Raw genomic sequence first — 26,388 nt, 5'->3', positions numbered from 1 at the left:
CGACCGCCTGTGGTAGCGCGTGCACATTCCCGGCGGGAACCGGCCGGGCGTTACCGTCATTTACACTTGGCGCGGCGGCGCAGCGTTTACAATAGATCGGATCGAACGATCGGCGGCCCTGCCGCGCAGGCCGCCTCATCGCCCCTCTTGACGGATTCATGGCAAAAGCACCTTACACCGCTCAGGCCCAAGCGCTGCCGCATCGCATGTCGCGCCTACTGACCGAGATCCGCTGGATCCTCCAGGTCGCGCTGCTCGCGTTCCTGCTGATGGCGCTCCTGAGCTACAGCCGGCGCGACCCGAGCTGGACGCACGCCGCACAGGTCGACCACATCGCAAACTGGGCAGGGCGGGTCGGCGCGTGGACGGCCGACATCATGCTGCTGCTCTTCGGCCTCTCCACCTATTGGCTCATCGTGCTGCTCGGGCGGCGCGTCGCCGCGAGCTACCGCCGGATCACCCGGCACGACGCGCTGCCCGACGAGCCGGCGAAACCGGCGGGCTGGCTCGCCGAAGGCTTCGCGTTCGTCCTCGTGCTGCTCGCGAGCGACGGCATCGAGGCGCTCAGGATGTGGTCGCTGAAAGTGCAGCTGCCGCGCGCGCCGGGCGGCGTCGTCGGCGAGACGGTCGCGCGCGGCGTGTCGCACGCGTTCGGCTTCACGGGCGGCACGCTTGCGCTTCTGATCGCGCTCGCGATCGGGTTGTCGCTGTATTTCCGCTTTTCGTGGCTGTCGGTCGCCGAGCGCGTCGGCGACGCGATCATCAACGCGTTCACGCTCGCGAAGCTGCGCCGCGAGGCCGAGCGCGACCGCAAGCTCGGCGAGGCCGCGGCCGTCAAGCGCGAAGGCAAGGTCGAGGAGGAGCGCGTGCGGATCGAGGAGCACGAGCCCGTCACGATCGTGCCGCCCGTCGTCACGCCGGCGAAGTCCGAGCGCGCCGAGAAGGAGCGCCAGCAGCCGCTCTTCACCGATCTGCCGGGCGATTCGACGCTGCCCGCGATTTCGCTGCTCGATCCCGCGCCCGCGTCGCAGGAGTCGATCTCCGCCGATACGCTCGAGTTCACGTCGCGCCTCATCGAGAAGAAGCTGAAGGACTTCGGCGTCGAGGTGAGCGTCGTCGCCGCGTACCCGGGGCCCGTCGTCACCCGCTACGAGATCGAGCCCGCGACGGGCGTCAAGGGCAGCCAGATCGTCAATCTGTCGAAGGATCTCGCGCGCTCGCTGTCGCTCGTGTCGATCCGCGTCGTCGAGACGATCCCCGGCAAGAACTACATGGCGCTCGAACTGCCGAACCAGCGCCGCCAGACCGTGCGCCTGTCCGAGATCCTCGGCTCCGAGGTCTACGCGGACGCGCCGTCGATGCTCACGATCGGCCTCGGCAAGGACATCGGCGGCAAGCCCGTGTGCGCGGATCTCGCGAAGATGCCGCACCTGCTCGTCGCCGGCACGACGGGCTCGGGCAAGTCGGTCGGGATCAACGCGATGATCCTGTCGCTCCTCTACAAGGCGAGCGCCGAGCAGGTGCGCCTGATCCTGATCGATCCGAAGATGCTCGAAATGAGCGTCTACGAAGGGATTCCGCATCTGCTGTGTCCGGTCGTCACCGACATGCGCCAGGCGGGCCATGCGCTCAACTGGACGGTCGCCGAGATGGAGCGCCGCTACAAGCTGATGAGCAAGCTCGGCGTGCGCAACCTCGCCGGCTACAACAACAAAATCGAAGACGCGAAGAAGCGGGAAGAGAAGATCCCGAATCCGTTCAGCCTGACGCCGGACGATCCGGAGCCGCTCGGCCGCCTGCCGCACATCGTCGTCGTGATCGACGAGCTCGCGGACCTGATGATGGTCGTCGGCAAGAAGGTCGAAGAGCTGATCGCGCGGATCGCGCAGAAGGCGCGCGCGGCGGGCATCCATCTGATCCTCGCGACGCAGCGCCCGTCCGTCGACGTGATCACGGGCCTCATCAAGGCGAACGTGCCGACGCGGATCGCGTTCCAGGTGTCGTCGAAGATCGACTCGCGCACGATTCTCGACCAGATGGGCGCCGAATCGCTGCTCGGCCAGGGCGACATGCTGTACCTGCCGCCCGGCAGCGGGCTGCCCGTGCGCGTGCACGGCGCGTTCGTGTCGGACGACGAGGTGCACCGCGTCGTCGAGAAGCTGAAGGAGCACGGCGAGCCGAACTACGTCGAGGGCCTCCTCGAAGGCGGCACGGTCGACGGCGACGAAGGCTCGGGCGCGGGAACGGGCGACGCGAACGGCGAGTCTGATCCGCTGTACGACCAGGCGGTCGAGATCGTCGTCAAGAACCGGCGCGCGTCGATCTCGCTCGTGCAGCGCCATTTGCGGATCGGCTACAACCGCGCGGCGCGGCTGCTCGAGCAGATGGAGCAGTCCGGGCTCGTGTCGGCGATGTCGTCGAGCGGGAATCGTGAAATCCTCGTGCCCGCGCGCGACGCCGAATGAATTCGCGCCGGCGCCGTTGGTCTACGACGCGCCGGCCGTCCACGGAGAAAACTTCACATGCAGCATCAGTCGTTGGCAGTTCACACCGGTTCGGGTCTTGCACCGAAGCGCACGTTCGCGCGCACGTTGTGCGCCGCGCTCGCCGGCGCGGCGCTCGCGCTCGTCGCGTCGCACGCGTTCGCGAGCGGCACCGAGCAGTTGAAGGCGTTCGTGTCGAAGGTTCATGCGGCGAAGGGCGACTTCACGCAGCAGATCGTCAAGGCGCCGTCGAAGGCGGCGAGCGGCGCGGTGCCGACCGTCAAGCCGACCGACAACTCGAGCGGCAGCTTCGTGTTCTCGCGGCCCGGCAAATTCATCTGGACGTATCAGAAGCCGTACCAGCAGGTATTGCAGGCGGATGGCGACAAGCTCTACGTGTACGACAAGGACCTGAACCAGGTCACCGAGCGCAAGCTCGCGGGCGCGCTCGGCGCGAGCCCGGCCGCGATTCTGTTCGGCAGCAACGATCTGGAGAAGAACTACACGCTGCGCGACGCCGGCGAGAAGGGCGGGATCGATTGGCTCGAGATGGTGCCGAAGGCGCAGGACACGCAGTTCCAGCGGATCGGCATCGGCTTCAGGAACGGCGTGCTCGCCGCGATGGAACTACACGACGTGTTCGGCAACGTGACGCTCCTCACGTTCACCCATATCCAGACGAATCCGCCGCTCAAGGCCGACCAGTTCAAGTTCGTCGTGCCGAAGGGCGCGGACGTCGTGACCGGCTGAGCGCGGCCGGCCTCGCGCGTCATCGACCGACGACCGACGACCGGGCCCGCCAGCGATGGCGGGCCCGGTTCGCTTTGGGGCCGCCGCCGGGGGGGACGTGGCGTCGGGCCGCGCGGCTGTCATAATGTCCGGTCCGGCGGCGAATGCGTGCCGTCATCGTTATTCGTGGGAGCCAAGGTCCATGTCCGACCTGTTTGCAGTCGAACCGCGCCGGCCGCTCGCCGAGGCGCTGCGCCCGAAGACGCTCGCCGACGTGATCGGCCAGACGCATCTTCTCGGCGAAGGCAAGCCGCTTCGGCTCGCGTTCGAATCAGGCAAGCCGCATTCGATGATCCTCTGGGGGCCGCCCGGCGTCGGCAAGACGACGCTCGCGCGCCTGACCGCGCTCGCGTTCGATTGCGAGTTCATCGCGCTGTCCGCGGTGCTGGGCGGCGTGAAGGACATCCGCGAGTCGATGGATCAGGCGCGCGACACGCTGAACCGCACCGGCCGCCACACGATCCTGTTCGTCGACGAAATCCACCGCTTCAACAAGGCGCAGCAGGACGCGCTGTTGCCGTTCGTCGAATCGGGGCTCGTCACGTTCATCGGCGCGACGACCGAGAATCCGAGCTTCGAGGTGAACTCGGCGCTCCTGTCGCGCGCGCAGGTGTACGTGCTGAAGTCGCTGACGGAAGACGAGCTGCGCCGGCTGCTCGCGCGCGCGCAGGACACGGCGCTCGCCGGGCTGGCCTTCGAAGATAAGGCGGTCGACGCGCTCGTCGGCTACGCGGACGGCGATGCGCGGCGCTTCCTGAACCTGCTCGAGCAGGCGCAGACGGCGGCGACGTCCGCGGGCGTGACGACGATCGACGCGGCGTTCGTCGAGAGCGCGATGACGATGAACGCGCGCCGTTTCGACAAGGGCGGCGACAACTTCTACGATCAGATCTCCGCGCTGCACAAGTCGGTGCGCGGCTCGAACCCGGACGGCGCGCTGTACTGGTTCTGCCGGATGCTCGACGGCGGCGCCGATCCGAAGTACCTCGCGCGGCGCGTCGTGCGGATGGCGTGGGAAGACATCGGCCTCGCCGACCCGCGCGCGATGCAGATCGCGAACGACGCGGCCGAGACGTACGAGCGGCTCGGTTCGCCGGAGGGCGAGCTCGCGCTCGCGCAGGCGGTGCTCTACTTGGCGTGCGCGGCGAAGAGCAACGCCGGCTACAACGCGTACAACGAGGCGATGGCGTTCGTGCGGCAGGACAAGTCGCGCGAGGTGCCGGTGCACCTGCGCAACGCGCCGACGAAGCTGATGAAGGAGCTTGGCTACGGCCACGCGTACCGCTACGCGCACGACGAGCCGAACGCGTACGCGGCGGGCGAGACTTATCTGCCGGACGGGATGCGCGAGCCGCGCTGGTACAAGCCGGCGCCGCGCGGGCTCGAGACGAAGATCGCCGACAAGCTCGCCTGGCTGCGCGAGCTCGACAAGGACGCCGGCAAGAAGGACTAGGGCGTCGGCCGGCGGGCGTCAGCGCTTGCGGCCCGGCTGCTTCTTCCAGTATTCGAACGGCGGTTCGTGACATTCGATGTCGAGCTCGGCGACGCGCGCTTGCAGGCGCTCCTGCGCATCGGCGATCGCGAGGTTGTAGATCGCGGGCGCGATCTCCTCGACGAAGAAATGAAGCAGCGCGCCGGCCTGGATGTTGCCGATCGGCTCGTCCATGTTCTCGGCGAAATAGCGTTGCAGCGATGCGACTGCTCGGTCGCGCACGTCCTTGTCCAGTTCAATGGCCATCGATTCTCCGGTGTCGACCAGAGTTGGCGCTTTAGCGCTTACTCTGGTCCCATGCAACGCGGTCGACCAGAGTTGGCGCTTTAGCGCTTACTCTGGTCCCATGCATCGCGGTCGACCAGAGTTGGCGCTCTGGCGCTGACTCTGGTCCCATGCAAAACGGTTTCCCGGCATGCGATGCGCAAGCCGGCAGCGCGATATTGCCACGGGCGGCGTCGTGTTTGCGCCGCCGCCCGTCGAGCGTGCGCCGTGGCGGGCGCGCGGTGCGTTAGAATTCGCGTCTTACACAACGATTTTCCTGTCCTCCCATGCTCGACATCCAGTTGCTGCGCAAAGACCTCGACGGCGTCGCGAAACGCCTCGCCGATCGCGGCTACACCCTCGACGTCGCTGCGTTCTCCTCGCTCGAAGCGGAACGCCGTGAGATCCAGACCCGCACCGAAGAACTGCAGGCGCGTCGCAACAGCCTCTCGAAGCAGATCGGCGCGATGAAGGGGCGCGGCGAGGACACGTCGGCGGTGATGGCCGAAGTGGGGGGGATCGGCGACGAGATGAAGGCGTCGGCGGTGAAGCTCGACGAGATCCAGGCGCGCCTGTCCGACCTGATGCTGCAGATGCCGAACCTGCCGCACGAGAGCGTGCCTGTCGGCAAGGACGAGACGGAGAACGTCGAGGTGCGCCGCTGGGGCACGCCGCGACAGTTCGATTTCGACGTGAAGGATCATGTCGATGTCGGCACGCCGCTCGGCCTCGATTTCGAAACGGGCGCGAAGCTGTCGGGCGCGCGCTTCACCGTGCTGCGCGGACCCGTCGCGCGCCTGCATCGCGCGCTCGCGCAGTTCATGCTCGACACGCACACGCAGCAGCACGGCTACAGCGAGACGTACACGCCGTACATCGTCAATCCGGACGTGCTGTACGGCACGGGCCAGTTGCCGAAGTTCGCGGACGACATGTTCCGAGTCGAGAAGGGCGGGGCGGAGAACACCGTCACGCAGTACCTGATCTCGACGTCCGAAATCTCGCTGACGAACACCGTGCGCGACACGATCGTCGACGCGGCCGCGCTGCCGATCAAGCTGACCGCGCATTCGCCGTGCTTCCGGTCGGAGGCGGGCTCGTACGGCCGTGACACGCGCGGGATGATCCGCCAGCACCAGTTCGACAAGGTCGAGATGGTGCAGATCGTCGCGCCGGAGGCGTCGTATGCGGCGCTCGACGAGATGGTCGGCCATGCGGAGACGATCCTGCAGAAGCTCGAGCTGCCGTACCGCGTGATCACGCTGTGCACGGGCGACATGGGCTTCGCCGCGACGAAGACGTTCGACCTCGAAGTGTGGCTGCCCGCGCAGAACACGTATCGCGAGATCTCGAGCTGCTCGAACACGGAATCGTTCCAGGCGCGCCGGATGCAGGCGCGGTTCCGCAACGCGCAGGGCAAGCCGGAACTCGTGCACACGCTGAACGGCTCGGGCCTCGCGGTCGGCCGCACGCTGGTGGCGGTACTGGAGAACTACCAGAACGCCGACGGCTCGGTGACGGTGCCCGTCGCGCTGCGGCCGTACATGGGCGGTATCGAGCGGATCGACGCGCCGTCGAACGCGGCCTGAGTGGGCGTCCGGGTGGCTTCGAAAAATATTTGAAGAAAAACTTGGAAGTCTGCGAGGAGTTGTTCTATAATCTTCGCTTCGCCGAGATGACCTGACGGTGAACCAAAAAAGGAAAGGTGGCAGAGAGGTCGAATGCGCCGGACTCGAAATCCGGTATACGGTTATACCGTATCGTGGGTTCGAATCCCACCCTTTCCGCCAGGAAAGAGAACATCTCGAAATTGTTCGTAAGGAAACGCCGGATTCTGTGAAAGAGTCCGGCGTTTTTTTGCGCCATACGAGAATCGGTTACGCCAGAGTTTCCACACAAGAACAGGAAGCGCGTGCGCAGATCGACGCATTGCCGAAGTCCGGCGTCGACGCAATCCACGAAGAAAAACGGCAGTGGCAAACTTGCACCGATCAGTCCCAGACAAACTCCTCAGAAACCTTAAACGCGGCGATACGCTGGTCGTCTCCGCGTCGCTCAATCACTCGAGCACCTGCTCAGCAGCATCGATCGGCTGCAGGAGCGCGGGGCTGGTTTCGAAAGCCTTACAGAGCGTGTCGGCACAGAACTTCTCCCGCTGGCCGCCTGATGCTCCAAATGCTTGGGGCATTCGCTGGATTCGAACGAGAAATGATCCGCGAGCGGACGAAGAGCGGCGTGCAGACCGTCAAGAGGCGCGGTATCTGCCTAGGCCGGCCGCGAAGCCTCGAACGCGAGGGCGAGCGCCGCGTTGCGCGTCAATGACGCGCCGGGCGCTACACGCCACCGAGCTCGCCCATGAATACGGTGTTCATCTATCGGGCATCAAGCGCGCGGTTCGCCGCGCCGAACAACACGCGTAGCCGCCACTCATTCAGTAAAAGGCGGCTTTGCAGAGGGGGAGGGACGCATACGACACTGCCTACGCTCCTCCTCCCCGGAGATACCCGCTACTCGGTCCGGCGGGCTGCGCTGAGCCGCGCCAACAGTTGCAACTCCGTGTCCGAGTCGTCGCTCTATGTCACTACGGCAAGAGCCGGACACTCCTAACGCTGACGCTGATTTCAATCCACCTGTCAGTAGCACGAGTGGGGGCAAAGAAGTTCGATGCAGTGCGATGAAACAACTCCGAAGAGCATGCTACGCATGTGCGAAATTCGCTTACTCGGGTACGACGCAATAAAGCAACATCAGAAACGACACCGGTCCACTGATTCAAATGGAACGATATGGCATCACGCCTTTTCGGCAGCGGCAGAATGGGGGTAGCGATTGCTTGCAGGCCGGATGGGAATGCCGTGATCGGTGACCACGCCGTTGTCCCTGACATTGATGTCGCTGTCGAAAAGGACATAGAAGTTCTGCTCGCCGTCCTGTCGTTTCACCGCCAGCACGAAGCCGCGCTTGTCCGTGCGATCGAAAGAGGTGGACTTGTTGATGGCCAGCGAGACGTAGCTGTTGTCGGAAGCCCCCCACGAGTTGACCGCGACTTGCAGGCTTTCGGACGAGCTGTTGAGTACGTTAATCATGATTTGCCCTCTTTGTATTGAGGTGATTGATTTGATGGGAAACAATATTTAATTTCACGGCTGCTATCCCTGTGGTCATTGGGTCGAAGGGATGGCATTAATAATATGCCGATTAATTGATTTTTAAACTACTATTTGTGGTGGCCGATTGTTCGTATTTGTTGCGTGGTTTATATAAAAAATTCAGGTTCGAGCAGTGTGTGTCAAGAAAGTAATTTAATCTAATTAAAAAAATATGGTTATGAAACGGCGTTTGGGTGCGTTCCGTATCTTAAAAATAAGCGAATGTCTATTAACTTCTGTGCGCATGAAATCGATCTATCGGTATAACAACAAATAACCTGTCAAAAATAAAGGTACGGCCCAAACTGGCGTTTGGGGGAGGGTGAGGCGAGCCAACCCGAGAGAACCAGCCATGCCAACCATCTGCACGTTCACCCTAAACGGGGCGTCACTATCTACCCTGCAATGTCCCGGCATTGGCGCCTTCGCCGCATTCTCTGGCATGCCGCAGGATCAAAATAGGCATGACGCGGTGTCTCACGTCGACGCCCGGCCGGTACTACGTCATTGACCGACAGTCGGGCGCAGCATGGGATGGTTCTACGATTTCGCGCGCGAATACGGCTATGGAACTAACCGCAGCCAATGGTTCGCGCTTTACCGTGACGACGGCAAGGTCGATGATGAAACGATCATCAACGCCGTACGTCGCAGCGCGTTTCGCTTGCATCCGATCGGCCCGCACGGACGTAGCGACGGCAGCATTACACTGGCGAGCATCGACAGGATTACCATGCGCCTGCCCTCACTCGAGTGTCCTTTCATCCAAGAGGGCAGAAACGACAGGCCCGAATCAATCCAGGTAGCCTTGTCCTGAGTCGGTCCACCGATGAGCAACGCGTCGCCATCCTTCACGCTGAACGGCGATTCGAATTTGCGCGTGTTCTTCGTCGGTGAATTGTTGACGCCGGTCGTCGCGTCGTGCGCACGAAATCGCTTGTCTCCTCAGTGACAGTCAAGTCGATCACGCTCGCCTTAACGGTCGGCTGAACTTGAAAGATCGCGCCTTCATCCCGATACTGCACACTCTGTACCGGTGCGTGCCGTCGCACTGGGATACGACACGGTCCCCACGACCGGCACCGATTGCCCGACGTTCAAACGTGCTACCTGCCCCGGTCGCACGCGCAGATTCGGCGACGCCACAACCTTGAATCGCGAATCGCTATTCAATGCCGCAATCGCGGCCTCGAATCCACCTGCATGCAGCCGTATCACGTTCGAATCATCGCCAATGCTGTTCGCACCGACGAGGCCCAAGGCCCCGACGCGTTCGCCCAAGAGACTCGGCGCGAACTGGAGCGCGGAGTTGTTATCCGCCTGCTCGGTAACCTCGTACACTCGCGGCTTCCCGTCGTCGTAACCTCGCTCCTCGTCTCGGGCCTGTTCGCGCGGGCCGTGAGCCACCTCGTCGCGCGTCGACGCAGCGGCCAAGCTTTGCGCTGCGCGAGCGCTGCGAGATTTCGATGCAACCAACGGACGATGCAGGGGCGCCTTTCGATCTCCCTATCATTTTTGGTAGTTGCACCGCCAATTCAATTGCGAGCCCAATGAAAAGCGAGGGTGATGCGTCGGCGATGCGGCTGCCCGGCGTTTGTTACCCTTGCCAGAGATTCTAAATGTACGTGTACTCGGTAAAAGGAGAATCACATGAACATCAATGGAACTTATAAATCCCAGGACGGCGCTTTCACGTTGACGATCGCCAGCGCAAACGAAGGGAACGGGACATTCGGCGGAAGCTACGTTTCGAAATACACGCCGCAGGGGCAGCAGACCTTCAGCGTGCTCGCCGGAATCTGGAACTACGTAGGCAACGTGACCACGCCCAACAGCATCGCGTTCATCGCGAATATCCGGCCTGCCAACTGGCCCTATTGCATCCAGGATACGTGGAGCGGCGTCATGACTCAGCAAGGGCAGATTTTGCTGAACGGCGTTCGCTCATATCTGAACGCAGACGGTACGTACGTGCTGTCTTCGTTGGGAACGATGCCCTTTAGCGCCCAATAGGACAAGAGCCGGACGCAACGCGAGGTGGAACTCGGCCCGAGCGTCGCAACCGATGGTTCCCGGCGGAAACTGGCTCGCCGCAAGTCGACTGCGCGCGCGGCCTCCCGGCGTTGCAAGTGGAAAGCCCGCGACATTGCGGGCTTTTTCATGTGCGCCCAGCATGGGCGCACTTATATGGACGCCTCCCGGTTTGCCAGGTGATATTCATGTTCGGCGGACAGGATCAGGCTGCAGACTTATATCCGGCCTACGGTGCGGATGTCGGTCCGCTGACCCTGATGGAATTTGCTGGGGAAGGCCTCAACTCCGGGAAGTCCTCGAAGGACCTACGCCCATTCAGGCTTGCTTGCCCACGGTCCGACCTGTTTTGCCATCACGCGTACATCAACCTGCGCAACCTATTGGCGACCCATTCCCTATAGTGAGTTGAACAATTACGCAGCTCGCGCCGCGTCGCTGGTTTCGTACGTCCGATCGTGAGCAAGAAGCGCCCAGATCGTGCGCGCGATTTTGTTCGCCAGAGCGACGACCACCACGTTGAACGGTCGTCGCGCGAGCAGTCGTTGCAGCGCTTCGCTCAAATGCTTAGCGCGTGCGAGCACGGCGCGCGCACCGTGAATCAGCAAAGTACGCATGTAGATGTCGCCGCGCTGATGCCAAGCAGTTTTACTCGGCCACCCGTGCCGCTTTGTCGCGGCACCAGACCCAGGAATGCCGCAAATTCGCGCCCAGAGCGAAACATGCAGGCATCGCCGATTGTGGCCACGGCGGCGGTGGCGCTAAGCAGGGCGACGCCGGGGATGGCTGTGAGGCGCGTGGCCGCTTCGTTTTGTCGCTGCCAAACAGTCAATCTGCGTTCGATCTCGGCGATGTCCTTCGTGAGCATGCCGATGCGATGCAATTGCTCGCGCAGGGTATCGATCACCATCGCCGGCAGCGTATCGGCCAACTGCCCGAGCGCTTGCTCAGCTTCTCGCAGGCTATGTCGACCGGCCGACACGGCAACGCCGAATTCGTAGAGCAACCCATGGATTTGATTGACCTGCATGGTGCGCACCTTGACCAATTGCTCGCGCACGCGGCGCAGGGTCAGCACGCTTTGCTGCGCTTCGCTTTTGACTGCCACGAATCGCATCTCGGGCCGCTGAGCGGCTTCCCAGATCGCATGGGCATCAGCTACATCAGTTTTATTGCGCTTCACGAAAGGTCTGACGAAGTGCGCGGAGATCAGCCGCACCTCATGCCCCAGGCTGGCGAGTTGCCGGGCCCAGTAATGCGCGCTGCCGCAGGCTTCCATGGCAATGACCGCTGGCGCGCGATCGGTAGCGGCCCTCAGCCGTCGCTCGTGGCACAACAGCATGACCGGGCTGCATCACGTCCTGACGATTGCCTACTTTGATCGCCTGGGCAGGCCTCGCCTCACCTGACCTCAACTACTCGAACCGCCCGGTGCGGACCCGCATGCCGGGTGGTGTGGGAGGCGATCGGCTAGGTCACTGGCCGCCCCTATCCCGATACGCCACGGCTTTACGCCTTCCGGAACCACAGGATTTCCATGCCGCCGCCGCTCGATGTCCCTGCATCCCTGAAGGCAGGGCGCCCCAGGCCCGAAACCGATGCGCGTTGTCTCGTTCTGCGTCGGCCCGCCGATGAGCGCCGCGTCGCCCTCACTGATGCGGCCCGACGGTTCGGGCATTCGGCGCGGATGTGCGCGCGCGCATTTATCGTCCTCGTGTCGGCCGACCGGTTAAGCGATGTCCCGCCCGGGCGACGCGACATCTGACAAATCGTTTGTCGCATATTGCTGCGTCGCCGCATAAGCGCGAAACTGCGCATGATATCGCGCTTATCGACGACATTTCACAGTCATTCGAAAATTACGATTTGACTCATGCCCCGCTTTCGGTTGAAGCTAACGGCTTGCTGTCCGAAGGGGGCTGTGCCTGCATGAGTTCGACCTTGACTGTTCGTCGTATTGCCGCGGATCAGGGCGGCGTGTATCGCGAACTCCGCGCCGCCTCGCTGCGCGAGCCCTATGCGAGCGGCGAGACGCCGGAAGCCGAGCTGGCCGTCGACGCGGCGAGAGCGGCGGCGATCGCGCAGCAGCGCGCGACGTCCGACGAATCGACCACGTTCGTGCTGTACACCGAAGGCCATCCGGCCGGCATGATCGGCGCGTATTTCGACAGCACGCCCGCGCGGCGCGCGTTCGTCAGCGAGCTGTGGGTCGCGCACGCGGTCCGTCATCTGCGCGGCGGCGTGCTGCTCGTCGACACGGCGCGCGGGTGGCTTGCCGCGCGCGGCGCCGTCAAGATCTACGCGTGGATCGCCGATCAGAACCGCAGCGCGATCCGTTTCTACGAACATGTCGGCTTTGCCGATACCGGCGAACGCGCGCCGATTGCCCGCGTGCCGGGCGCAATGAAGTCGCTGTTCGTTTCGCGCGAGCACGCGTAAGCCGCGATGCGCGCCGATCCCGGACCCACCCTGCCGCGCCCGGATGGAGCGTTGCAGGCGGGCGGCCCGCGACGCGCGCTTCGGGCGCGCCCAAAAATGATGGCCCCGGGCGTGGACGCCTGTAAAATACGCAAAAATTTTTTGCAGAACGTCCATGTCGCTTAAAAAATCGCCATTCTTCGAACTGCGCAGCGGTTCGGTCGACACGTTGCTGTTCATCGTGAAAACCGCCGACCTCGATGCGTTGCGCGCCGAGTTGGTCAAGCGTTTCGAAGCGACTCCCGAGTTCTTTGCGGACGACGTCGTCGCGATCGACGTGCGTCGGCTCGCGGACGACGAGCGCGTCCCGCTCGACGACCTCCGTCGGATGCTGAACGACGTGCGGATGCGCGCGATCGGCGTCGTCGCGCAGCCGGGGCAACACACGTGGGCGGCGGGCGCCGGCCTGCCGCTTCTCGAGGCGCGGGATCGGCGCGCGCCGGCACCGAAGGCAGCGGGCGACGCACCCACGCAGCCGGAGGAGCAGGACACGCCGGCGGCCGGGCAGGCCGCGCTTTTTGCCGAAGCCGGTTCGTCCGGCGTCGATGCGGGCGCGCAGGCTTCGCCCGTCGCGCCCGTCGTCGCGCCACAATCGGCGACGCTCGTCATCGACAAGCCGCTGCGTTCAGGACAACAGATTTACGCGAAGGGAGATCTCGTGGTGCTCGGCCCGGTCAGCTACGGCGCCGAAGTCATCGCGGAAGGCAACATCCACATCTACGCGCCGTTGCGCGGCCGCGCTCTCGCGGGCGTGCACGGCAATCACGACGCGCGCATCTTCTGCACGTGTCTCGAACCGGAGCTGATCTCGATCGCGGGTATCTATCGGACCACCGAGAACCCGCTGCCGGCCGACGTGCTCGGCAAATCGGTGCAGATCCGGTTGGAACAGGAAAAACTGATGATCGAACCGCTGCGTCTCACCTGACACGCGTGGCGCACCAATCGGGTCGGTCGGTCCTCATTGACGAACACAGGGTAGGTAAATGGCAAAAATCATCGTGGTGACTTCGGGCAAGGGCGGCGTGGGCAAGACGACGACGAGCGCGAGCTTCGCTTCCGGTCTCGCGCTGCGCGGTCACAAGACGGCCGTGATCGACTTCGACGTCGGCCTGCGCAACCTCGACCTCATCATGGGCTGCGAGCGCCGCGTCGTGTACGACCTCGTCAACGTGATCCAGGGCGAAGCGAACCTGAACCAGGCGCTCATCAAGGACAAGAAGTGCGAGAACCTGCACATCCTGCCGGCGTCGCAGACGCGCGACAAGGATGCGCTCACGCGCGAGGGCGTCGAGAAGGTCATCAACGACCTGGTCGCGATGGACTTCGAGTTCATCGTCTGCGATTCGCCCGCCGGCATCGAGTCGGGCGCGCTGCACGCGATGTATTTCGCCGACGAGGCGCTCATCGTGACGAACCCGGAAGTGTCGTCGGTGCGCGACTCGGACCGCATCCTCGGCATCCTGTCGTCGAAGACGAAGCGCGCGACGGAAGGCAAGGAGCCGATCAAGGAACACCTGCTCATCACCCGCTACAACCCGAAGCGCGTGAACGAAGGCGAGATGCTGTCGCTCGACGATATCACCGAGATCCTGCGCATCAAGCTGATCGGCGTCGTGCCGGAGTCCGAAGCCGTGCTGCACGCGTCGAACCAGGGCCTGCCCGCCGTCCATATCGACGGTACGGACGTCGCGGAAGCCTATAAGGACATCGTTGCGCGCTTCCTCGGCGAGGACAAGCCGCTGCGGTTCACCGACTATCAGAAGCCGGGCCTGCTGCAACGCCTCTTCGGCACCAAGTAACGGAGGCGCGTCATGTCGATTCTGTCGTTTCTGCTCGGCGAGAAAAAGAAGTCCGCGGCTGTCGCGAAAGAGCGCTTGCAGCTCATCATCGCGCACGAGCGCGTGGGCGGCCGTCCGCCCGCCGATTACCTGCCCGCATTGCAAAAGGAGCTCGTCGCGGTCATTTCGAAATACGTGAAGATTTCGAACGATGACATCCGCGTGAGCCTCGAGCGCCAGGATGATCTGGAAGTGCTCGAAGTGAAGATCGAGATCCCGCAAGCCTGACGCGTTTTCTTCCGCATCGCGCGCGGCGCGTGGCCGCCGCGCGCGCTCTTACTTTTCGTTGCACTTTCGGGCCCGCGGTAACGCGGCGCCTGTCCGCCGTTACGCCCTCCTGAGCATTGAACGGATACGCTCTCGTCGCGTGTTCAACCGTTCTTGGAGGTCGTGATGTCTTTCTCTCTTCGTCGTGTCGTGCTGCCGTTCGTCGTCGCGGGTGCGGGCGTTGTCGCGGTCGCCGCGCCGCTTGCCGCGAGCGCGGACGAAATCCTCGTCGCGCAGGCGGCGCCCGGCGTCGTCGTCGAGCCGGCCGTGCGCGAGGTTGTCGTCGTTGCACCGACCGCGCCGCCGCCCGTGCGCTACGAGGTCGTGCCCGAACCGCGCGTCGGCTATGTATGGGATCGCGGTCACTGGCGCTGGGATCATGGCCGCTACGAGTGGATCACCGGGCATTGGGAAGTCGAGCGCGTCGGTATGCACTGGGAGCCGGGGCACTGGACGCAGCGCGGACCGAACTGGGTCTGGGTTCGCGGTCATTGGGCTTGAGGAGAACGAGCGATGAAACGAACCTTGTTCGCCCTCGTGCTCGTCGCGCTGACGCTGGCCGGCTGCGTCGTCGTGCCGGCGCGGCCGGTGTATTACCGGCCGGCGCCCGTCGTGATCTACTGAGCCGGGCGATGTGGCGGCTCGTGAGGCTGCGTGTCGTTCGGCTGCGGCGCGGCGCCGTCGGCGCGGGCCGCCGTCTCGCCGTCGGCGTCGCGCGTCGATGCGGCGCCCGCGTGCGCTGGCGGTTGCGCGGTCGTGCGTCCGGCGTCGGCCGCGTTTGCCGCATCGGCAGAGTGAGTCGCCGTGTCCGCGCCCGCGCGGCCCGCATTGGCCTCCCTATCGTTCGCGTTCGTCTCGGCTGCATTCGCGTCGTCGCGCAGTGTGTCGAGCGGATCAGCGGGTGCCGACTCGGCATCTTCGGGCATCTTGACTGCCGTGATGCCGGCATGCGCGGAAGCGGGGGCGGGGGCAGGGGCCGCCGTCGCGAGCTTCGGTTGTGGCGGCTTCAGATAGCGCTCGGCAAGCGTCTCGTACAGCGGCGGCACGAAGAAGCGCGACACGCGGCTCGCGATCAGCGCGGTCGCCATCAACGAGATCACGAGCGCGTGGCCGTTGATCATCTCCATCACGATCACGAACGACGTGATCGGCGACTGCGTGACGGCAGCGAGGTAGCCGACCATCGCGAGCGCGATCAGCATCGGCAGATGCATGCCGCTGAACACGAAGTGCAGCAGATTGCCGAAGCCCGCGCCGATCGACAGCGACGGCGCGAAGATCCCGCCCGGAATTCCCGGCAGATACGACGCGACCATCGAGATCATCTTCAGGAACGGATACAGGACCGACAACTGTTCGCGGCCGTCGAGGAGCCCGCGCGCCTCCGCGTAGCCGCTGCCGAACGTCGTGCCGCCCGATACGACGCCGACGGCGGCGATCGCGAAACCGCATGCCGCCGCAAACACGATCGGCCGTTCGCGGTAGAGCGTCAGCAGCCGCGCCGGCAGCCAGCGGCCGGTGTTCAGCAACAGCCAGCCGAACAGGCCGCCCGCGACGCCCGTGACGAGCGCCGTCAACAGCACGGCGGCGGCGAGCATCTTCGGAAAATGCTGGCCGATCTCGATCGTGCCGAAGTATGTGTAGTTGCCGTTCATGCCGAGCGCAATCACGCCGGCGATGATGATCGCGGTGATGAGCACGCCGCTCGCGCGCGCCGAGAAGCTGCGACTCAATTCCTCGATCGCGAACACGACGCCCGCGAGCGGCGTGTTGAACGCCGCGGACAGGCCCGCCGCCGCGCCCGCGAGCACGAGCTGCCGCTCGATCAGCGCGTTCGAGCGTGGATAGAAGCGGCGCAGGTTGAACATCAGCGACGCGCCGATCTGCACGGTCGGCCCTTCGCGGCCGATCGTGAAGCCGCCGACGATGCCGAACAACGAGATCAGGATCTTGCCGAACAGGATGCGCAGCGTCAGCAGTCGCGAGCCGAATGCACTCGGCTGCGCGTGCAGCGTCGCAATCACCTGCGGAATCCCGCTGCCTTCCGCGCCGCGAAAGAAGCGGCGCGTGAGCCACACGGACAGCGCGGCGACCGCTGGCGTCATCAGGAACGGCAGCCATGGGCGGCCGTGCTGAAGCGTCCGGAACACATCGTAGCCCCAGTCGATGAGCCGCGCGTACATTACTGCTATCAGGCCCACCGCGATCGCACCGAGCCAGAACACGCCGTATTGGCGCCAGATCCGCTGGGTGCGGCGCGTGAGAGAGGGAAGCAGACGAGGGCGTTGCATGGGACGTGACGCAGGTAAAGCGGCGATTATAAGTAGCTATGAGGGCGGTCGTGCGGCCGTCGAGCTATTTGTAATATGGTTGTAAATTTTGTCTTCCGCGTTTCTATGTAATTAGAATGCCAAACTAACAAGCTGGAGACATCCACATACAAATGAAACGTATTCTCATTGTGAAGGTGACATCGCTCGGCGACGTCGTGCAGACACTGCCCGTCGTGGCGGACATCCATCGCGCATTTCCGGGCGTGCAGGTGGATTGGGCCGTCGACGAGTCCTGCGCGGACATTGTGCGCTGGAGCACCGGCGTGAGCCGCGTGCTGTGCGCGCCGCTGCGTCGCTTCAAGAAGGCGCGCAACTGGGGCGATCTGAAGGCGATAGCGACGTCGATCGGCGAGTTGCGCGCGTACCGCTACGATGCGGTGATCGATCTTCACGGAGTCTACAAAAGCGCGATCATTTCATTTCTCGCGCGGGCGCGGCGGCGCTATGGCTATCGGAACCAGGATCTCGGCGAGTTCGGCGCGATGTTCGCGTATAACGGCCGCTTCGGCCCGCGCCCTCTTTGCGACGCTTGGCACGGCATGCGCGTGAGCGCCGGCGAAGCGCTCGGCTACGAGCCGCAGGGCCGCGCCGATTACCTGCTGGAGGTGCCGCCGGAGCCGTGGGAGCCGCATGCGGCGCCGCTCGCGGCGCACGCGGAACCGGATGGGCCGTATGTATTGTTCTTTCACGCGACGTCGAACGACGACAAGCGCTGGCCGACCGATCATTGGGGTGCGCTTGCTCGCGAGATGCTCGCCCGCGGACTGCACGTGCTGCTGCCGTGGGGCGGCGAGCATGAGCGCGAAGAGGCGCAGCGGATCGCGGCGCGCGCGCCGGGCGCAGTCGTGCTGCCCAAGCTGACGCTCACGGATCTCGCGCGCAAGATCGATCGCGCGACACTCGTGATCGGCGTCGATACCGGCTTCGTCCACATGTCACATGCGCTCGAGAAGCCGACCGTGATGATCTTTCGCGCGACGTCGCGCCAGCATCTGGGCGTGAACGGCGCGCCGCAGTCGGTGTCGATCGGCGACGACGGCTCGACGCCGAGCGTCGACGACGTGCTCGGCGCGATCGAGCACGTCTCTCCGGAACATGCGGTAGAGGAGCCGCGACGCGTCGCCGCGATGTAGGCGGGCACGGCGGGTGGCGGTCGCCTGCCGCGCGCCGGCTCGCTCAAGACAGCAGTAATTCGAACGCGATCACGGCCGCGATGGCCGCGAGGTTCGCGGCAAGCGCTTCGAGCGCGATGCCGAGCCAGCTCTTCGGCCTGAAGCGCGCCGCGAGCAGCAGCGCGCCGCCGAGCGACAGCGCGACGAACAAGACGAGGTCGGCGTTCTGCAGGTGGATGACGTCCATCGCGACGGCTCCTGTCGGCTGATACGGAAAGCGGCGCGCCCGTCGCCGCACGGCAGGCGCCCGTTCATCGAGTATAGACAGGACAATTCGCGACGAAAGCGCGCACGGCGGCCGCCATCCGAGGCGACCGGGGGCTTGATCCGGCGCGCGCTGCCCGCTCGCCCCGCTCTCGTTCAGGTCAGCTTCGCATCGCGCGTTTCGCGCATCGACAGCACGCCGACGAGACTGATCGCCGCCGCGACCGACACGTATCCGCCGACCCACGTGAGTCCGCCGCGCGCCGCGAGCAACTGCGCGATGTACGGCGCGATCGACGCGCCGAGAATGCCCCCCAGGTTGTACGCGACGCCCGCGCCCGTGTAGCGCACGTGGGTCGGGAACAGCTCGGGCAGCAGCGCGCCCATCGGCGCGAACGTCACGCCCATCAGGAACAGCTCGATCGTCAGGAACAGCGCGACGAGCGGCGTCGAGCCGCTGCCGAGGAGGGGCGCCATCGTGAAGCCCGACAGCAGCGCGACGACCGAGCCCGCGATCAGCACCGGCTTGCGGCCGAAGCGGTCGGCGGCCGCAGCCGACAGCGGCGTCGCGAGCGCCATGAACAGCACGGCGAAGCACAGCAGGCCGAGGAAGCTCTGGCGCGAGAAATGCAGTGTCGACACGCCATACGACAGCGAGAACACCGTCGAGATGTAAAAGAGCGTGTAGCAGACGACCATCGCGAGCGCGCCGAGCAGCGTCGGCCGCCAGTGGTGCGAGACGAGCGTCGCGATCGGCACGCGCACGCGCTCGTGCCGGTCGAGTGTGGCCTGGAACGCGGGCGTCTCGGCGATCTTCAGGCGGACGTACAGGCCGACCGCGACGAGCGCCGCGCTCACGAGAAACGGAATGCGCCAGCCCCACGCGCGGAACTGCTCGTCGGACAGCGTGAGCGCGAGCGCGAAGAAGAGGCCGTTCGACGCGAGAAAGCCGATCGACGGACCGAGCTGCGGGAACATCCCGAACCAGCCGCGCTTGCCGGCGGGCGCGTGCTCGGTCGCGAGGAGCGCGGCGCCGCCCCATTCGCCGCCGAGGCCGATGCCCTGGCCGAAACGCAGTACGCAGAGCAGCGCCGGCGCGAGCGCACCGATCATGTCGTAGCCGGGCACGAGGCCGATCGCCGTCGTCGAGACGCCCATCACGAGCAGCGAAGCGACGAGCGTCGATTTACGGCCGATCCGGTCGCCGAAGTGGCCGAACAGGAACGAGCCGATCGGACGGGCGATGAACGCGATGCCGAACGTGACGAATGCGGACAGCGCCTGGGCGGCCGCCGAGCCGTGCGGGAAGAACACGGGGCCGATCACGAGCGCGGCGGCCGTCGCGTACACGTAGAAGTCATAGAACTCGATCGCCGTGCCGATGAAGCTCGCGAATACGATGCGCCGATGGCTCGTCGTGTCGGTAGCGCGCGGCGCGGCGGCGGAAGCGGAAAGACGGGTATCCGACATGTGGGTCTCCGGTTGTGGCGGCTTAACGTTCGGCCGAGCGCGTATCGCGCGCGATCGGCGGCTGTTGCACCTTTGTTCGAATCGAGAGTGGGCGCGACGTGCGGCGGGCGACGCATGCCGGCGGTTCGCGCGCGGCCGTGCGAGAGCGTACGCAATGCCTGTGCGGGCCGTCGCGCGCCCGCGAGCCGGCCGCGCGCATGACGCGGCCGCGTGCCGTCGATGCGTTGCGCGGCTGACCGGATAGGCGCGCCGCGCAAGCTGGCCTTGCGGCCGAATGCGGATGCGGGAAATTATAGCGGCGTGGCCGCGAGCCGTCGCGCGCCGCGTGCAGCGGCGTGGCGGTTCGCGGACGCGGACGCGTTCAGTTGAGCGTCTGCGCCTGCGGCGCGGCTTTCGTGCGCAGCTGGAACTGACCGTTATCGTTGAAGAGCCAGCTTTCCATCAGCTCGACTTGACCGCGCCCGTCGAGCATTTTCGTGGGGGGCGGCGGCAATGGCGCGGCACGGCGCAGCGACGCGAGTGCGATCCCTTCCGCTTCGTCGTCGCCGTTGCTGCGATAGACGGCCGATTTCACGAGCTGCCCGTTGCGATCGACGGTGAACGCGACGACGACGAGCGAGCGCAGCATCGCCTGCGGCGTGCCGTGCAGGATGCGGTCCGAATTGCTATCGGAGATGCATTGCGCGACGGCCGCGCGATATTCGGTGGCGCTCATCGAGGGCACGCTCGGCACGACGATCGCGCCGTGCGGCGGCGGCAGCGTGATCGTGCATGCGGCGAGCGCGGCCACGCACGCGGACATGACGGCGCCGCGCAATGCGGCTCGGGTTCGAATGAAGTCGGAGCGAGTCGTCGTCATGATCGCCTCCCGGACGAACGGAGAAGTGCCGATTTCATGATAGGAGCGCTCGGGCCGACGTGCATTGGGACAAACGATCGCCATGATCCGAAGAATCGGTTTGCCACCTCGGGCGACCGTTCTGTATCCGTTCGAGGTGCGCAACGATGAGCGGTGTGGCGATGGCGATTGTTTCGGCGATGTCACGGAAACGGCGATGATGCGTCGCGTCGTTGCCGCTCGAGCGGCTTCTTGCTCGCGTGCGTTCGCCCCGACCAAAAAATCCCGCCAGGCGGTATTCGGCGCGGGCGGGATGTTTGTCCTGGCGGAAGCAATGTCTGGCAATTCAATGCCCTTATGGGTGGAGGCAGCCGCGCCTGCAATCTGGCCGCTATCCATACGCTGCAAATCGACCGGTTGCTCGTCGTTCCAGGCAAACCGCTGACGGCGCCGCACACGGTATTCATGATCGAACTGGAAGGGGCGGTGCTGGACGTGGGTGACGGATTGGAAAACACCGGACGCTCGCTTGCCGATCCGATGGTGCTGCGGATCGATGCGATTACCGACACGCTCTGGTCAAGCGGCGACGACAACCTCGACAGCGATTCCGCGGCGCTGTTTGCGTAAGGGGCGCGCGAGAAGACGAAGTGCCGGCCCAAGCGCGGCATGACGATAGCGCAATCTTCGTGCCGGGAACGATTCCGTGCCTGGGCGTTGACAAGAGCATCGCAGGAAGGTCGCCGCTTGACCCGCCAACCGAGAGTCCGACGGCGGCCCGACGTCGAACTCCCATCTGCGCCGCCTTCGTCCACGCCTATTCACAACGTTTCATCTTTAGGACGCGCGAAACCTGACCAATCGTGAACCCGCTGTTACGAACATATGGCGTGTAATCGAGCGGTGCGGTCAAGGATTCGTTAACGGCAAACAGGCCGACAAAACGAAACACGTCCATCTCCATCTTGATGAACACGGGGATCGCACCGCCCTGACCGGCAAGCATCCTGCCGGCTGCTCTCGCTGAAGCGCTGCCATTGCATATGATGATGTTCGGCGCTTGCGGGTTGAGATCCGTCCGCAGGCAAGCGGCAACGACTTTCCCGTTCTTCGTAGGTAGAAAGGCTTGCTTGCTGCCGCCACAGGCCGTGTGGATGAATTCACGCGTGTAATTCTTGTTGATTTCAAACATGTCGAAACTCCAGGATCGTTAATGCAATGCATGCAGGCGGGTATGCCTGTAAACCAAATTGTTCGAGCCGTCCGAAGCGCATTGCGGTTATGCACGATGGAGCATCTCGCGTGTTCGGCGAGGTGCTGTCGAAGTCAGGCTCGATAGGTAGGCGAAACGGCGTCTTCCCGTGTGATCAGTTCGCTCAGGATCCGCAACATGACCTTCCCCTTTCGCGTGATGGAGAATTTGGGCTTGCCCTTCTCTCGATCAATGAGTTCCGCAAGTCCCGCGTCGCGAAGCATGGTCATGTCGAGCGTTCCCCGCTCGACTTCGACCGGCGCGTGTTCGAGTAGCATCAGTGCCGCCATTTCGTGCGCGCTCAATCGCGGCATGTCCGATGGAGCCGAGGTTCTATGGAGCTCATTCATAAATAGTCCTTTTTTCACCAGGCACGCGGCGTGTGCCGATCGTGTCTTTCGCTACACGCGAAGGATGCGAGGTCTGAAAGGGTGGGCGAAAAGCAAGTGACCGCAATGTGCCGGCGATTGGCAAATCTCGGCTTGCCGGTTTCGGCTATAGACTTCGGTGTCGGGCGGACGCCAGAGCCCGATATCCGTTCAACGATGCCATGCTGTTTACGCATCGGGATGCGTAAACAGCACAAGCTCCGTAGTGCACGAACAAATTCAGTCCGCCTGGCACACTGCTGCCTGAACTGCTGCAGCCTGGGCATCGATGCGTGTAAAGGGAGTTCGGGAAAACCGGCTACCGGTGCGCACCACCCGCCTGTCGGCAAGACGATGGCTCAAGGAAGAGAGCAGGCGTCCCGCCTGTCAGGTAGCGAAGCGACTTGGAGGACGAGGACATCGGATGGTCATGTCACCAGCTCTCGATTGGATTACAGTTGATATTTTATTGAGCGGCAATCGAGTTACAAGTAAAAAGGTTGTAAAGGAGAGTTGGTTGAAGCGCGCTATTCAGCCCGTGCCCCAAGCGCAGCGCAGGGGGCGGTCGGTTGTTTTTGGGCTCGATACTTGGGCGCGTTCGCTCCGCAGGCACTCCGACACCATCTTGAGAACGCATCCGGTACGGTTGCATCGACGCGCGGAGCCGATTCCGGAACACGTCGCATCGCAACCGAATCGCGGCCTGCATGCGGCCGCAACGTTGCCAGTGGTTTCCGCTCACGCTTGAGGAGTGGTCACAGTACGTTCACACGAGTCCGCTCCACGAACCCGGCGGGCGGGCATCTTCCCATTGCCCGTGAACAGACGCGAGAGATTCCGCATGATCATGTTCACCATGTGCGCGCGAGAGCCTCTGCACCGGGGGGGGGAGGTGGCGAGGATCGCGAGCCCGCGCATTCACTCAATGGTCGAATCTCGAACCAAGAACGGCGGTGCACTGTGAGAGCCGTGAATTTTCAATATTGAGCGATACTGAACTTTGAGGCGGCTTCATTAGTACATCTGCAAAAGTTCCTGATTTCGAGAAAAAGCGGAATGAAGTCAAGCGGCATTTAACGTGTCGATCTGAAAATTCGAAGCCGATTGGCGAGTTGATCCACGTCAATTTTCTGGATAAACGCGACACTAAGCCGTGCCAGTGCGTCGGTGGCCAACGCAGGAGTGCTGCGCCGCAGTGATTAGATGTTCTTTTCATCATGTCTTGTACCGCCTGGAGCGCACGCGTGCCAACGCGCCGTGGCTTTCGCGTAACAGCCGTGCCGGCCGTTTCTGTTTACGCAATTTTTATATTCCTACGCTCCGGTTTGTCGGGAAGTTTACTGTGGCTCTCATACGCTGGGTTTAGCGGAAATCCGCTTGGAGGCGCGACCATGGATCTCCTTTATCTCATCGCCATCGGCGTGTTCACCGGCTTGATCGCCGCGATGATATTCGGCTGCGACAAACTGCGCCGCACATCGGGGGGGCGGTCATGAGCGCCTGGATGATGTGGCTTGCGGGTGCCGCGACGGCCATCTTGTTCGCCTATCTCCTCTATGCGCTTTTGCGCGCGGAGGAACTCGAATGAACCTGAACAATTCGATCCAGACCGTCCTTTATATCGTCTTACTGATCGCGCTGGCGATTCCGCTCGGTCAGTATATGGCGAACGTGCTCGACGGCACGTCGGCGATCGTGCGTCGCGTAGGGCGACCGATCGAAACTGTGTTGTACAAACTAGCCGGCGTCGACCCCACTGTGGAGATGTCGTGGCGGCAGTACGCGTTGGCCGTGGTTGCGTTCAATGCGCTCGGGATCGTCGTCGTGTACGGCGTGCTTCGCATCCAGCAATGGCTGCCGGGCAATCCGCAGGCTTTCGGCCCGATGACGCCGGACGCTGCATTCAACACTGCGGTGAGCTTCGTCACGAACACCAACTGGCAGGACTACACGCCTGAGCAGACGGTCAGCTATTTGACCCAGATGGCCGCACTGACCGTGCAGAACTTCTTCTCGGCCGCAACAGGCATTGCAGTCGTAATCGCACTGATTCGCGGTTTCGCACGCCATACGTCGAAGACGATCGGCAACTTCTGGGTCGACTTCACGCGCATTACGTTGTACATCCTGACGCCTGCCGCGCTTGTCGTCGCCCTGGTGCTCGTGAGTCAGGGCGCAATCCAGAACTTTTCGTCGTATGTCGATGTTCCGACCTTGCAGGTCACGCACTACCAGGCGCCCAAGACGGATGCGCAAGGCAACCCGGTCAAGGACGCGAAAGGCAATCCGGTGATGGCGGACTTCAAGGCCGAAAAGCAGACGATTGCGATGGGGCCGGTCGCATCGCAGGAAGCGATCAAGATGCTCGGCACGAATGGCGGCGGATTCTTCAATGCAAACTCCGCGCATCCTTATGAGAACCCGACGCCGTTCGCCAACTTCACGCAGATGATCGCGATACTGGTCATTCCCGCCGCGCTGTGCGTCGTCTTCGGCCGCATGGTCGGCGACCGTCGGCAGGGCCATGCGATTCTCGCAACGATGACGATTGCATTCGCACTTGCATGTTGGGGCGAAATATCCGCCGAGCAGGCCGGCAATCCCGTGTTCACGATGCTGAACGTCGATCAGCGCGCGTCGCCCGTTCAGGACGGCGGCAACATGGAAGGCAAGGAAACCCGTTTCGGCATCGCGCAGTCGGGCATCTTCACCGTCGCCACCACGGCGGCGTCGTGTGGCGCGACGAACAACACGCACGATTCGTTGACGCCGTTGGGCGGATTCGTTCCGCTGATGCTGATCCAACTCGGCGAAGTGATCTTTGGCGGCGTGGGCTCTGGCCTTTACGGCATGCTCGTTTTCGCATTGCTGGCGGTGTTCGTCGCCGGGCTGATGATCGGACGAACGCCGGAATACGTCGGCAAGAAGATCGAATCGTATGAAATGAAGATGGTGTCGATTGCCGTCTTGCTGACGCCGCTCCTCGTGCTGGCCGGCGCATCGGTTGCCGTGCTGTCGGCGGCCGGCGTGGCGGGCGTAGGCAATCCGGGGCCGCACGGCTTCTCGGAGATTCTATACGCGTACAGCTCGGCCGCGAACAACAACGGCAGCGCGTTCGCGGGCCTGTCGGTCAATACGCCGTTCTACAACGTGACGCTCGCGATTGCGATGTGGTTCGGCCGCCTTGGCTCGATTGTCCCGATGCTGGCGATTGCAGGCTCGCTCGCGGACAAGAAGCGCATTGCGGTCACGGCCGGCACGCTTCCGACGCATGGCCCGCTTTTCGTGGTGCTGCTCCTCGGCACCGTCGTGTTGGTCGGCGCGTTGACCTACGTGCCGGCGCTCGCGCTCGGCCCGGTCGTCGAGCATCTGATGATGATTGCCGGTCATTGACGTCGCTCATGACGAGGTACGTATGACTTCCGATACCCAACAATCGCAGCATCGCCCCGACAACCTCGGGCACGCGCGTCTTGCGGCGCGCTCGATGTTCGATCTGGCCATCGTCCGGCCGGCGTTGGTCGATTCGTTCAAGAAACTCAAGCCGCGTACGCAGTTGCGCAACCCGGTGATGTTCTGCGCGTACATCGGCAGCATTCTGACGACGATCCTGTGGATCGCCGCACTGCGTGGCGAGGCCGAGGCGCCCGCAGGTTTCATTCTCGCGGTCACGCTGTGGCTGTGGTTCACCGTGCTGTTCGCGAACTTCGCCGAGGCGCTCGCCGAAGGGCGCTCGAAAGCGCAGGCGGCATCGTTGCGCGCCGCCCGGCACGACGTGATGGCGAAAAAGCTCGAGACGCCGCATCCGAAATCGCCGATCCGCATCATGACCGCAAGCGATTTGCGCCGCGGCGACGTCGTGCTCGTCGAGGCGGGCGACACGATTCCCGCCGACGGCGAGGTGATCGAAGGCGTCGCGTCGGTCGACGAATCGGCGATCACCGGCGAATCGGCGCC

27 protein-coding genes, 1 tRNA gene and 1 pseudogene are annotated in these 26,388 nt (G+C 63.8%); 19 read left to right on the top strand and 10 right to left on the bottom strand.

What is annotated here, in order from left to right:
• The first annotated feature begins 158 nt into the window (after positions 1-158).
• From WS69_RS13115 to WS69_RS13105, 3 genes are all read left to right on the top strand, one after another.
• Positions 159-2,465 carry a DNA translocase FtsK gene (locus WS69_RS13115; protein ID WP_059471198.1) on the top strand — a complete coding sequence of 769 codons (2,307 nt, stop codon included), beginning with the start codon at positions 159-161 and terminating at the stop codon, positions 2,463-2,465.
• Between the two features lie 57 nt (positions 2,466-2,522).
• Positions 2,523-3,233: an outer membrane lipoprotein chaperone LolA gene (gene lolA / locus WS69_RS13110; RefSeq protein ID WP_059471197.1), complete on the top strand. Its 711-nt coding sequence runs from the start codon at positions 2,523-2,525 to the stop codon at positions 3,231-3,233.
• Positions 3,234-3,414: 181 nt separating this feature from the next.
• On the top strand, positions 3,415-4,725 hold the full coding sequence (locus WS69_RS13105) for a replication-associated recombination protein A (protein WP_059471196.1): 1,311 nt from the start codon (positions 3,415-3,417) through the stop codon (positions 4,723-4,725).
• A gap of 18 nt (positions 4,726-4,743) precedes the next feature.
• On the opposite strand, the gene WS69_RS13100 is transcribed toward WS69_RS13105, so the two are convergent.
• Entirely contained in the window at positions 4,744-5,010 is a 267-nt protein-coding gene (locus WS69_RS13100) for a DUF2164 domain-containing protein (RefSeq protein WP_059471195.1), read from the bottom strand.
• Between the two features lie 305 nt (positions 5,011-5,315).
• On the opposite strand from WS69_RS13100, the gene serS reads away from it, so the two are divergent.
• From serS to WS69_RS35660, 3 genes are all read left to right on the top strand, one after another.
• Positions 5,316-6,617, top strand: a complete 1,302-nt coding sequence (serS, locus tag WS69_RS13095; protein WP_059471194.1) for a serine--tRNA ligase — start codon at positions 5,316-5,318, stop codon at positions 6,615-6,617.
• Between the two features lie 110 nt (positions 6,618-6,727).
• A tRNA-Ser gene (locus WS69_RS13090) sits at positions 6,728-6,818 on the top strand.
• 376 nt (positions 6,819-7,194) lie between these two features.
• Complete coding sequence (locus tag WS69_RS35660; protein WP_418230157.1) at positions 7,195-7,350, top strand: recombinase family protein; 156 nt, start codon at positions 7,195-7,197, stop codon at positions 7,348-7,350.
• Positions 7,351-7,820: 470 nt separating this feature from the next.
• Here WS69_RS35660 and WS69_RS13080 read toward each other — a convergent pair whose 3' ends face one another.
• Positions 7,821-8,114, bottom strand: coding sequence for a hypothetical protein (locus tag WS69_RS13080; protein WP_059471193.1), 294 nt, complete (start codon positions 8,112-8,114; stop codon positions 7,821-7,823).
• 592 nt (positions 8,115-8,706) lie between these two features.
• Between WS69_RS13080 and WS69_RS30950 the strand changes: the two genes are divergently transcribed.
• Positions 8,707-8,994 (top strand): tlde1 domain-containing protein, encoded by a 288-nt coding sequence (locus tag WS69_RS30950; RefSeq protein WP_082716174.1) that lies wholly within the window; start codon positions 8,707-8,709, stop codon positions 8,992-8,994.
• Positions 8,995-9,185: 191 nt separating this feature from the next.
• On the opposite strand, the gene WS69_RS34125 is transcribed toward WS69_RS30950, so the two are convergent.
• A complete protein-coding gene (locus WS69_RS34125) occupies positions 9,186-9,611 on the bottom strand; it encodes a hypothetical protein (RefSeq protein WP_197419252.1) in 426 nt (141 codons plus the stop codon).
• Between the two features lie 216 nt (positions 9,612-9,827).
• Between WS69_RS34125 and WS69_RS13070 the strand changes: the two genes are divergently transcribed.
• The gene (locus WS69_RS13070) at positions 9,828-10,190 is read left to right on the top strand and encodes a hypothetical protein (protein ID WP_059471192.1); all 363 of its coding nucleotides are present in this window, start codon (positions 9,828-9,830) and stop codon (positions 10,188-10,190) included.
• 434 nt (positions 10,191-10,624) lie between these two features.
• Here the strand turns inward: WS69_RS13070 and WS69_RS30940 are convergent.
• Positions 10,625-11,511, bottom strand: a pseudogene (locus tag WS69_RS30940) (IS110 family transposase); the annotation flags it as partial.
• Between the two features lie 518 nt (positions 11,512-12,029).
• Here WS69_RS30940 and WS69_RS13060 point away from each other — a divergent pair.
• The 5 genes from WS69_RS13060 to WS69_RS13040 all read left to right on the top strand — a co-directional run bounded on the left by WS69_RS13060 (position 12,030) and on the right by WS69_RS13040 (position 15,295).
• Complete coding sequence (locus WS69_RS13060; protein ID WP_418230156.1) at positions 12,030-12,647, top strand: GNAT family N-acetyltransferase; 618 nt, start codon at positions 12,030-12,032, stop codon at positions 12,645-12,647.
• 154 nt (positions 12,648-12,801) lie between these two features.
• Positions 12,802-13,614 (top strand): septum site-determining protein MinC, encoded by an 813-nt coding sequence (minC, locus tag WS69_RS13055; protein ID WP_059471190.1) that lies wholly within the window; start codon positions 12,802-12,804, stop codon positions 13,612-13,614.
• A gap of 58 nt (positions 13,615-13,672) precedes the next feature.
• The gene (minD, locus tag WS69_RS13050) at positions 13,673-14,488 is read left to right on the top strand and encodes a septum site-determining protein MinD (RefSeq protein ID WP_059471189.1); all 816 of its coding nucleotides are present in this window, start codon (positions 13,673-13,675) and stop codon (positions 14,486-14,488) included.
• A 12-nt stretch (positions 14,489-14,500) separates the two neighbouring features.
• Complete coding sequence (gene minE, locus WS69_RS13045) at positions 14,501-14,755, top strand: cell division topological specificity factor MinE (protein WP_004186076.1); 255 nt, start codon at positions 14,501-14,503, stop codon at positions 14,753-14,755.
• A 165-nt stretch (positions 14,756-14,920) separates the two neighbouring features.
• Entirely contained in the window at positions 14,921-15,295 is a 375-nt protein-coding gene (locus WS69_RS13040) for a YXWGXW repeat-containing protein (RefSeq protein ID WP_059471223.1), read from the top strand.
• 116 nt (positions 15,296-15,411) lie between these two features.
• Here the strand turns inward: WS69_RS13040 and WS69_RS13035 are convergent, their stop codons facing one another.
• Positions 15,412-17,085, bottom strand: coding sequence for a chloride channel protein (locus WS69_RS13035; protein WP_059471188.1), 1,674 nt, complete (start codon positions 17,083-17,085; stop codon positions 15,412-15,414).
• 152 nt (positions 17,086-17,237) lie between these two features.
• On the opposite strand from WS69_RS13035, the gene waaC reads away from it, so the two are divergent.
• Positions 17,238-18,260, top strand: a complete 1,023-nt coding sequence (waaC, locus tag WS69_RS13030; RefSeq protein WP_059471187.1) for a lipopolysaccharide heptosyltransferase I — start codon at positions 17,238-17,240, stop codon at positions 18,258-18,260.
• A 43-nt stretch (positions 18,261-18,303) separates the two neighbouring features.
• On the opposite strand, the gene WS69_RS13025 is transcribed toward waaC, so the two are convergent.
• The 3 genes from WS69_RS13025 to WS69_RS13015 form a co-directional block, all read right to left on the bottom strand.
• On the bottom strand, positions 18,304-18,486 hold the full coding sequence (locus WS69_RS13025) for a hypothetical protein (protein ID WP_059471186.1): 183 nt from the start codon (positions 18,484-18,486) through the stop codon (positions 18,304-18,306).
• A 173-nt stretch (positions 18,487-18,659) separates the two neighbouring features.
• Positions 18,660-19,973 (bottom strand): MFS transporter, encoded by a 1,314-nt coding sequence (locus tag WS69_RS13020; RefSeq protein ID WP_059471185.1) that lies wholly within the window; start codon positions 19,971-19,973, stop codon positions 18,660-18,662.
• A 361-nt stretch (positions 19,974-20,334) separates the two neighbouring features.
• Positions 20,335-20,832, bottom strand: coding sequence for a TonB family protein (locus tag WS69_RS13015; protein WP_059471184.1), 498 nt, complete (start codon positions 20,830-20,832; stop codon positions 20,335-20,337).
• Positions 20,833-21,276: 444 nt separating this feature from the next.
• Here WS69_RS13015 and WS69_RS13010 point away from each other — a divergent pair, with 444 nt between their 5' ends.
• Complete coding sequence (locus WS69_RS13010; protein WP_156438109.1) at positions 21,277-21,441, top strand: hypothetical protein; 165 nt, start codon at positions 21,277-21,279, stop codon at positions 21,439-21,441.
• Between the two features lie 187 nt (positions 21,442-21,628).
• On the opposite strand, the gene WS69_RS13005 is transcribed toward WS69_RS13010, so the two are convergent.
• Together WS69_RS13005 and WS69_RS13000 are read right to left on the bottom strand one after the other, a co-directional pair.
• The gene (locus tag WS69_RS13005; protein WP_059471182.1) at positions 21,629-22,003 is read right to left on the bottom strand and encodes a hypothetical protein; all 375 of its coding nucleotides are present in this window, start codon (positions 22,001-22,003) and stop codon (positions 21,629-21,631) included.
• A gap of 134 nt (positions 22,004-22,137) precedes the next feature.
• On the bottom strand, positions 22,138-22,413 hold the full coding sequence (locus WS69_RS13000; RefSeq protein ID WP_059471222.1) for a hypothetical protein: 276 nt from the start codon (positions 22,411-22,413) through the stop codon (positions 22,138-22,140).
• A 1,409-nt stretch (positions 22,414-23,822) separates the two neighbouring features.
• Here WS69_RS13000 and WS69_RS34120 point away from each other — a divergent pair.
• The 4 genes from WS69_RS34120 to WS69_RS12985 all read left to right on the top strand — a co-directional run.
• Positions 23,823-23,927 (top strand): potassium ABC transporter ATPase, encoded by a 105-nt coding sequence (locus tag WS69_RS34120; protein ID WP_197419251.1) that lies wholly within the window; start codon positions 23,823-23,825, stop codon positions 23,925-23,927.
• Positions 23,924-24,019 carry a K(+)-transporting ATPase subunit F gene (gene kdpF, locus WS69_RS12995; protein ID WP_059471181.1) on the top strand — a complete coding sequence of 32 codons (96 nt, stop codon included), beginning with the start codon at positions 23,924-23,926 and terminating at the stop codon, positions 24,017-24,019. The genes WS69_RS34120 and kdpF overlap by 4 nt, the downstream gene beginning before the upstream one ends.
• The gene (kdpA, locus tag WS69_RS12990; protein ID WP_059471180.1) at positions 24,016-25,824 is read left to right on the top strand and encodes a potassium-transporting ATPase subunit KdpA; all 1,809 of its coding nucleotides are present in this window, start codon (positions 24,016-24,018) and stop codon (positions 25,822-25,824) included. Before kdpF ends, kdpA begins: the two co-directional genes overlap by 4 nt.
• 22 nt (positions 25,825-25,846) lie before the next feature.
• A partial coding sequence (locus WS69_RS12985; RefSeq protein WP_442854901.1) for a P-type ATPase occupies positions 25,847-26,388 on the top strand: 542 nt, incomplete at its 3' end.

Origin of the sequence: Burkholderia sp. BDU5, assembly GCF_001522845.1 — a bacterium.
Taxonomy (GTDB): domain Bacteria; phylum Pseudomonadota; class Gammaproteobacteria; order Burkholderiales; family Burkholderiaceae; genus Burkholderia; species Burkholderia mayonis.
Note: the sequence above shows the minus strand (reverse complement) of the source record. Positions and strands in the feature narration are given on the sequence as shown.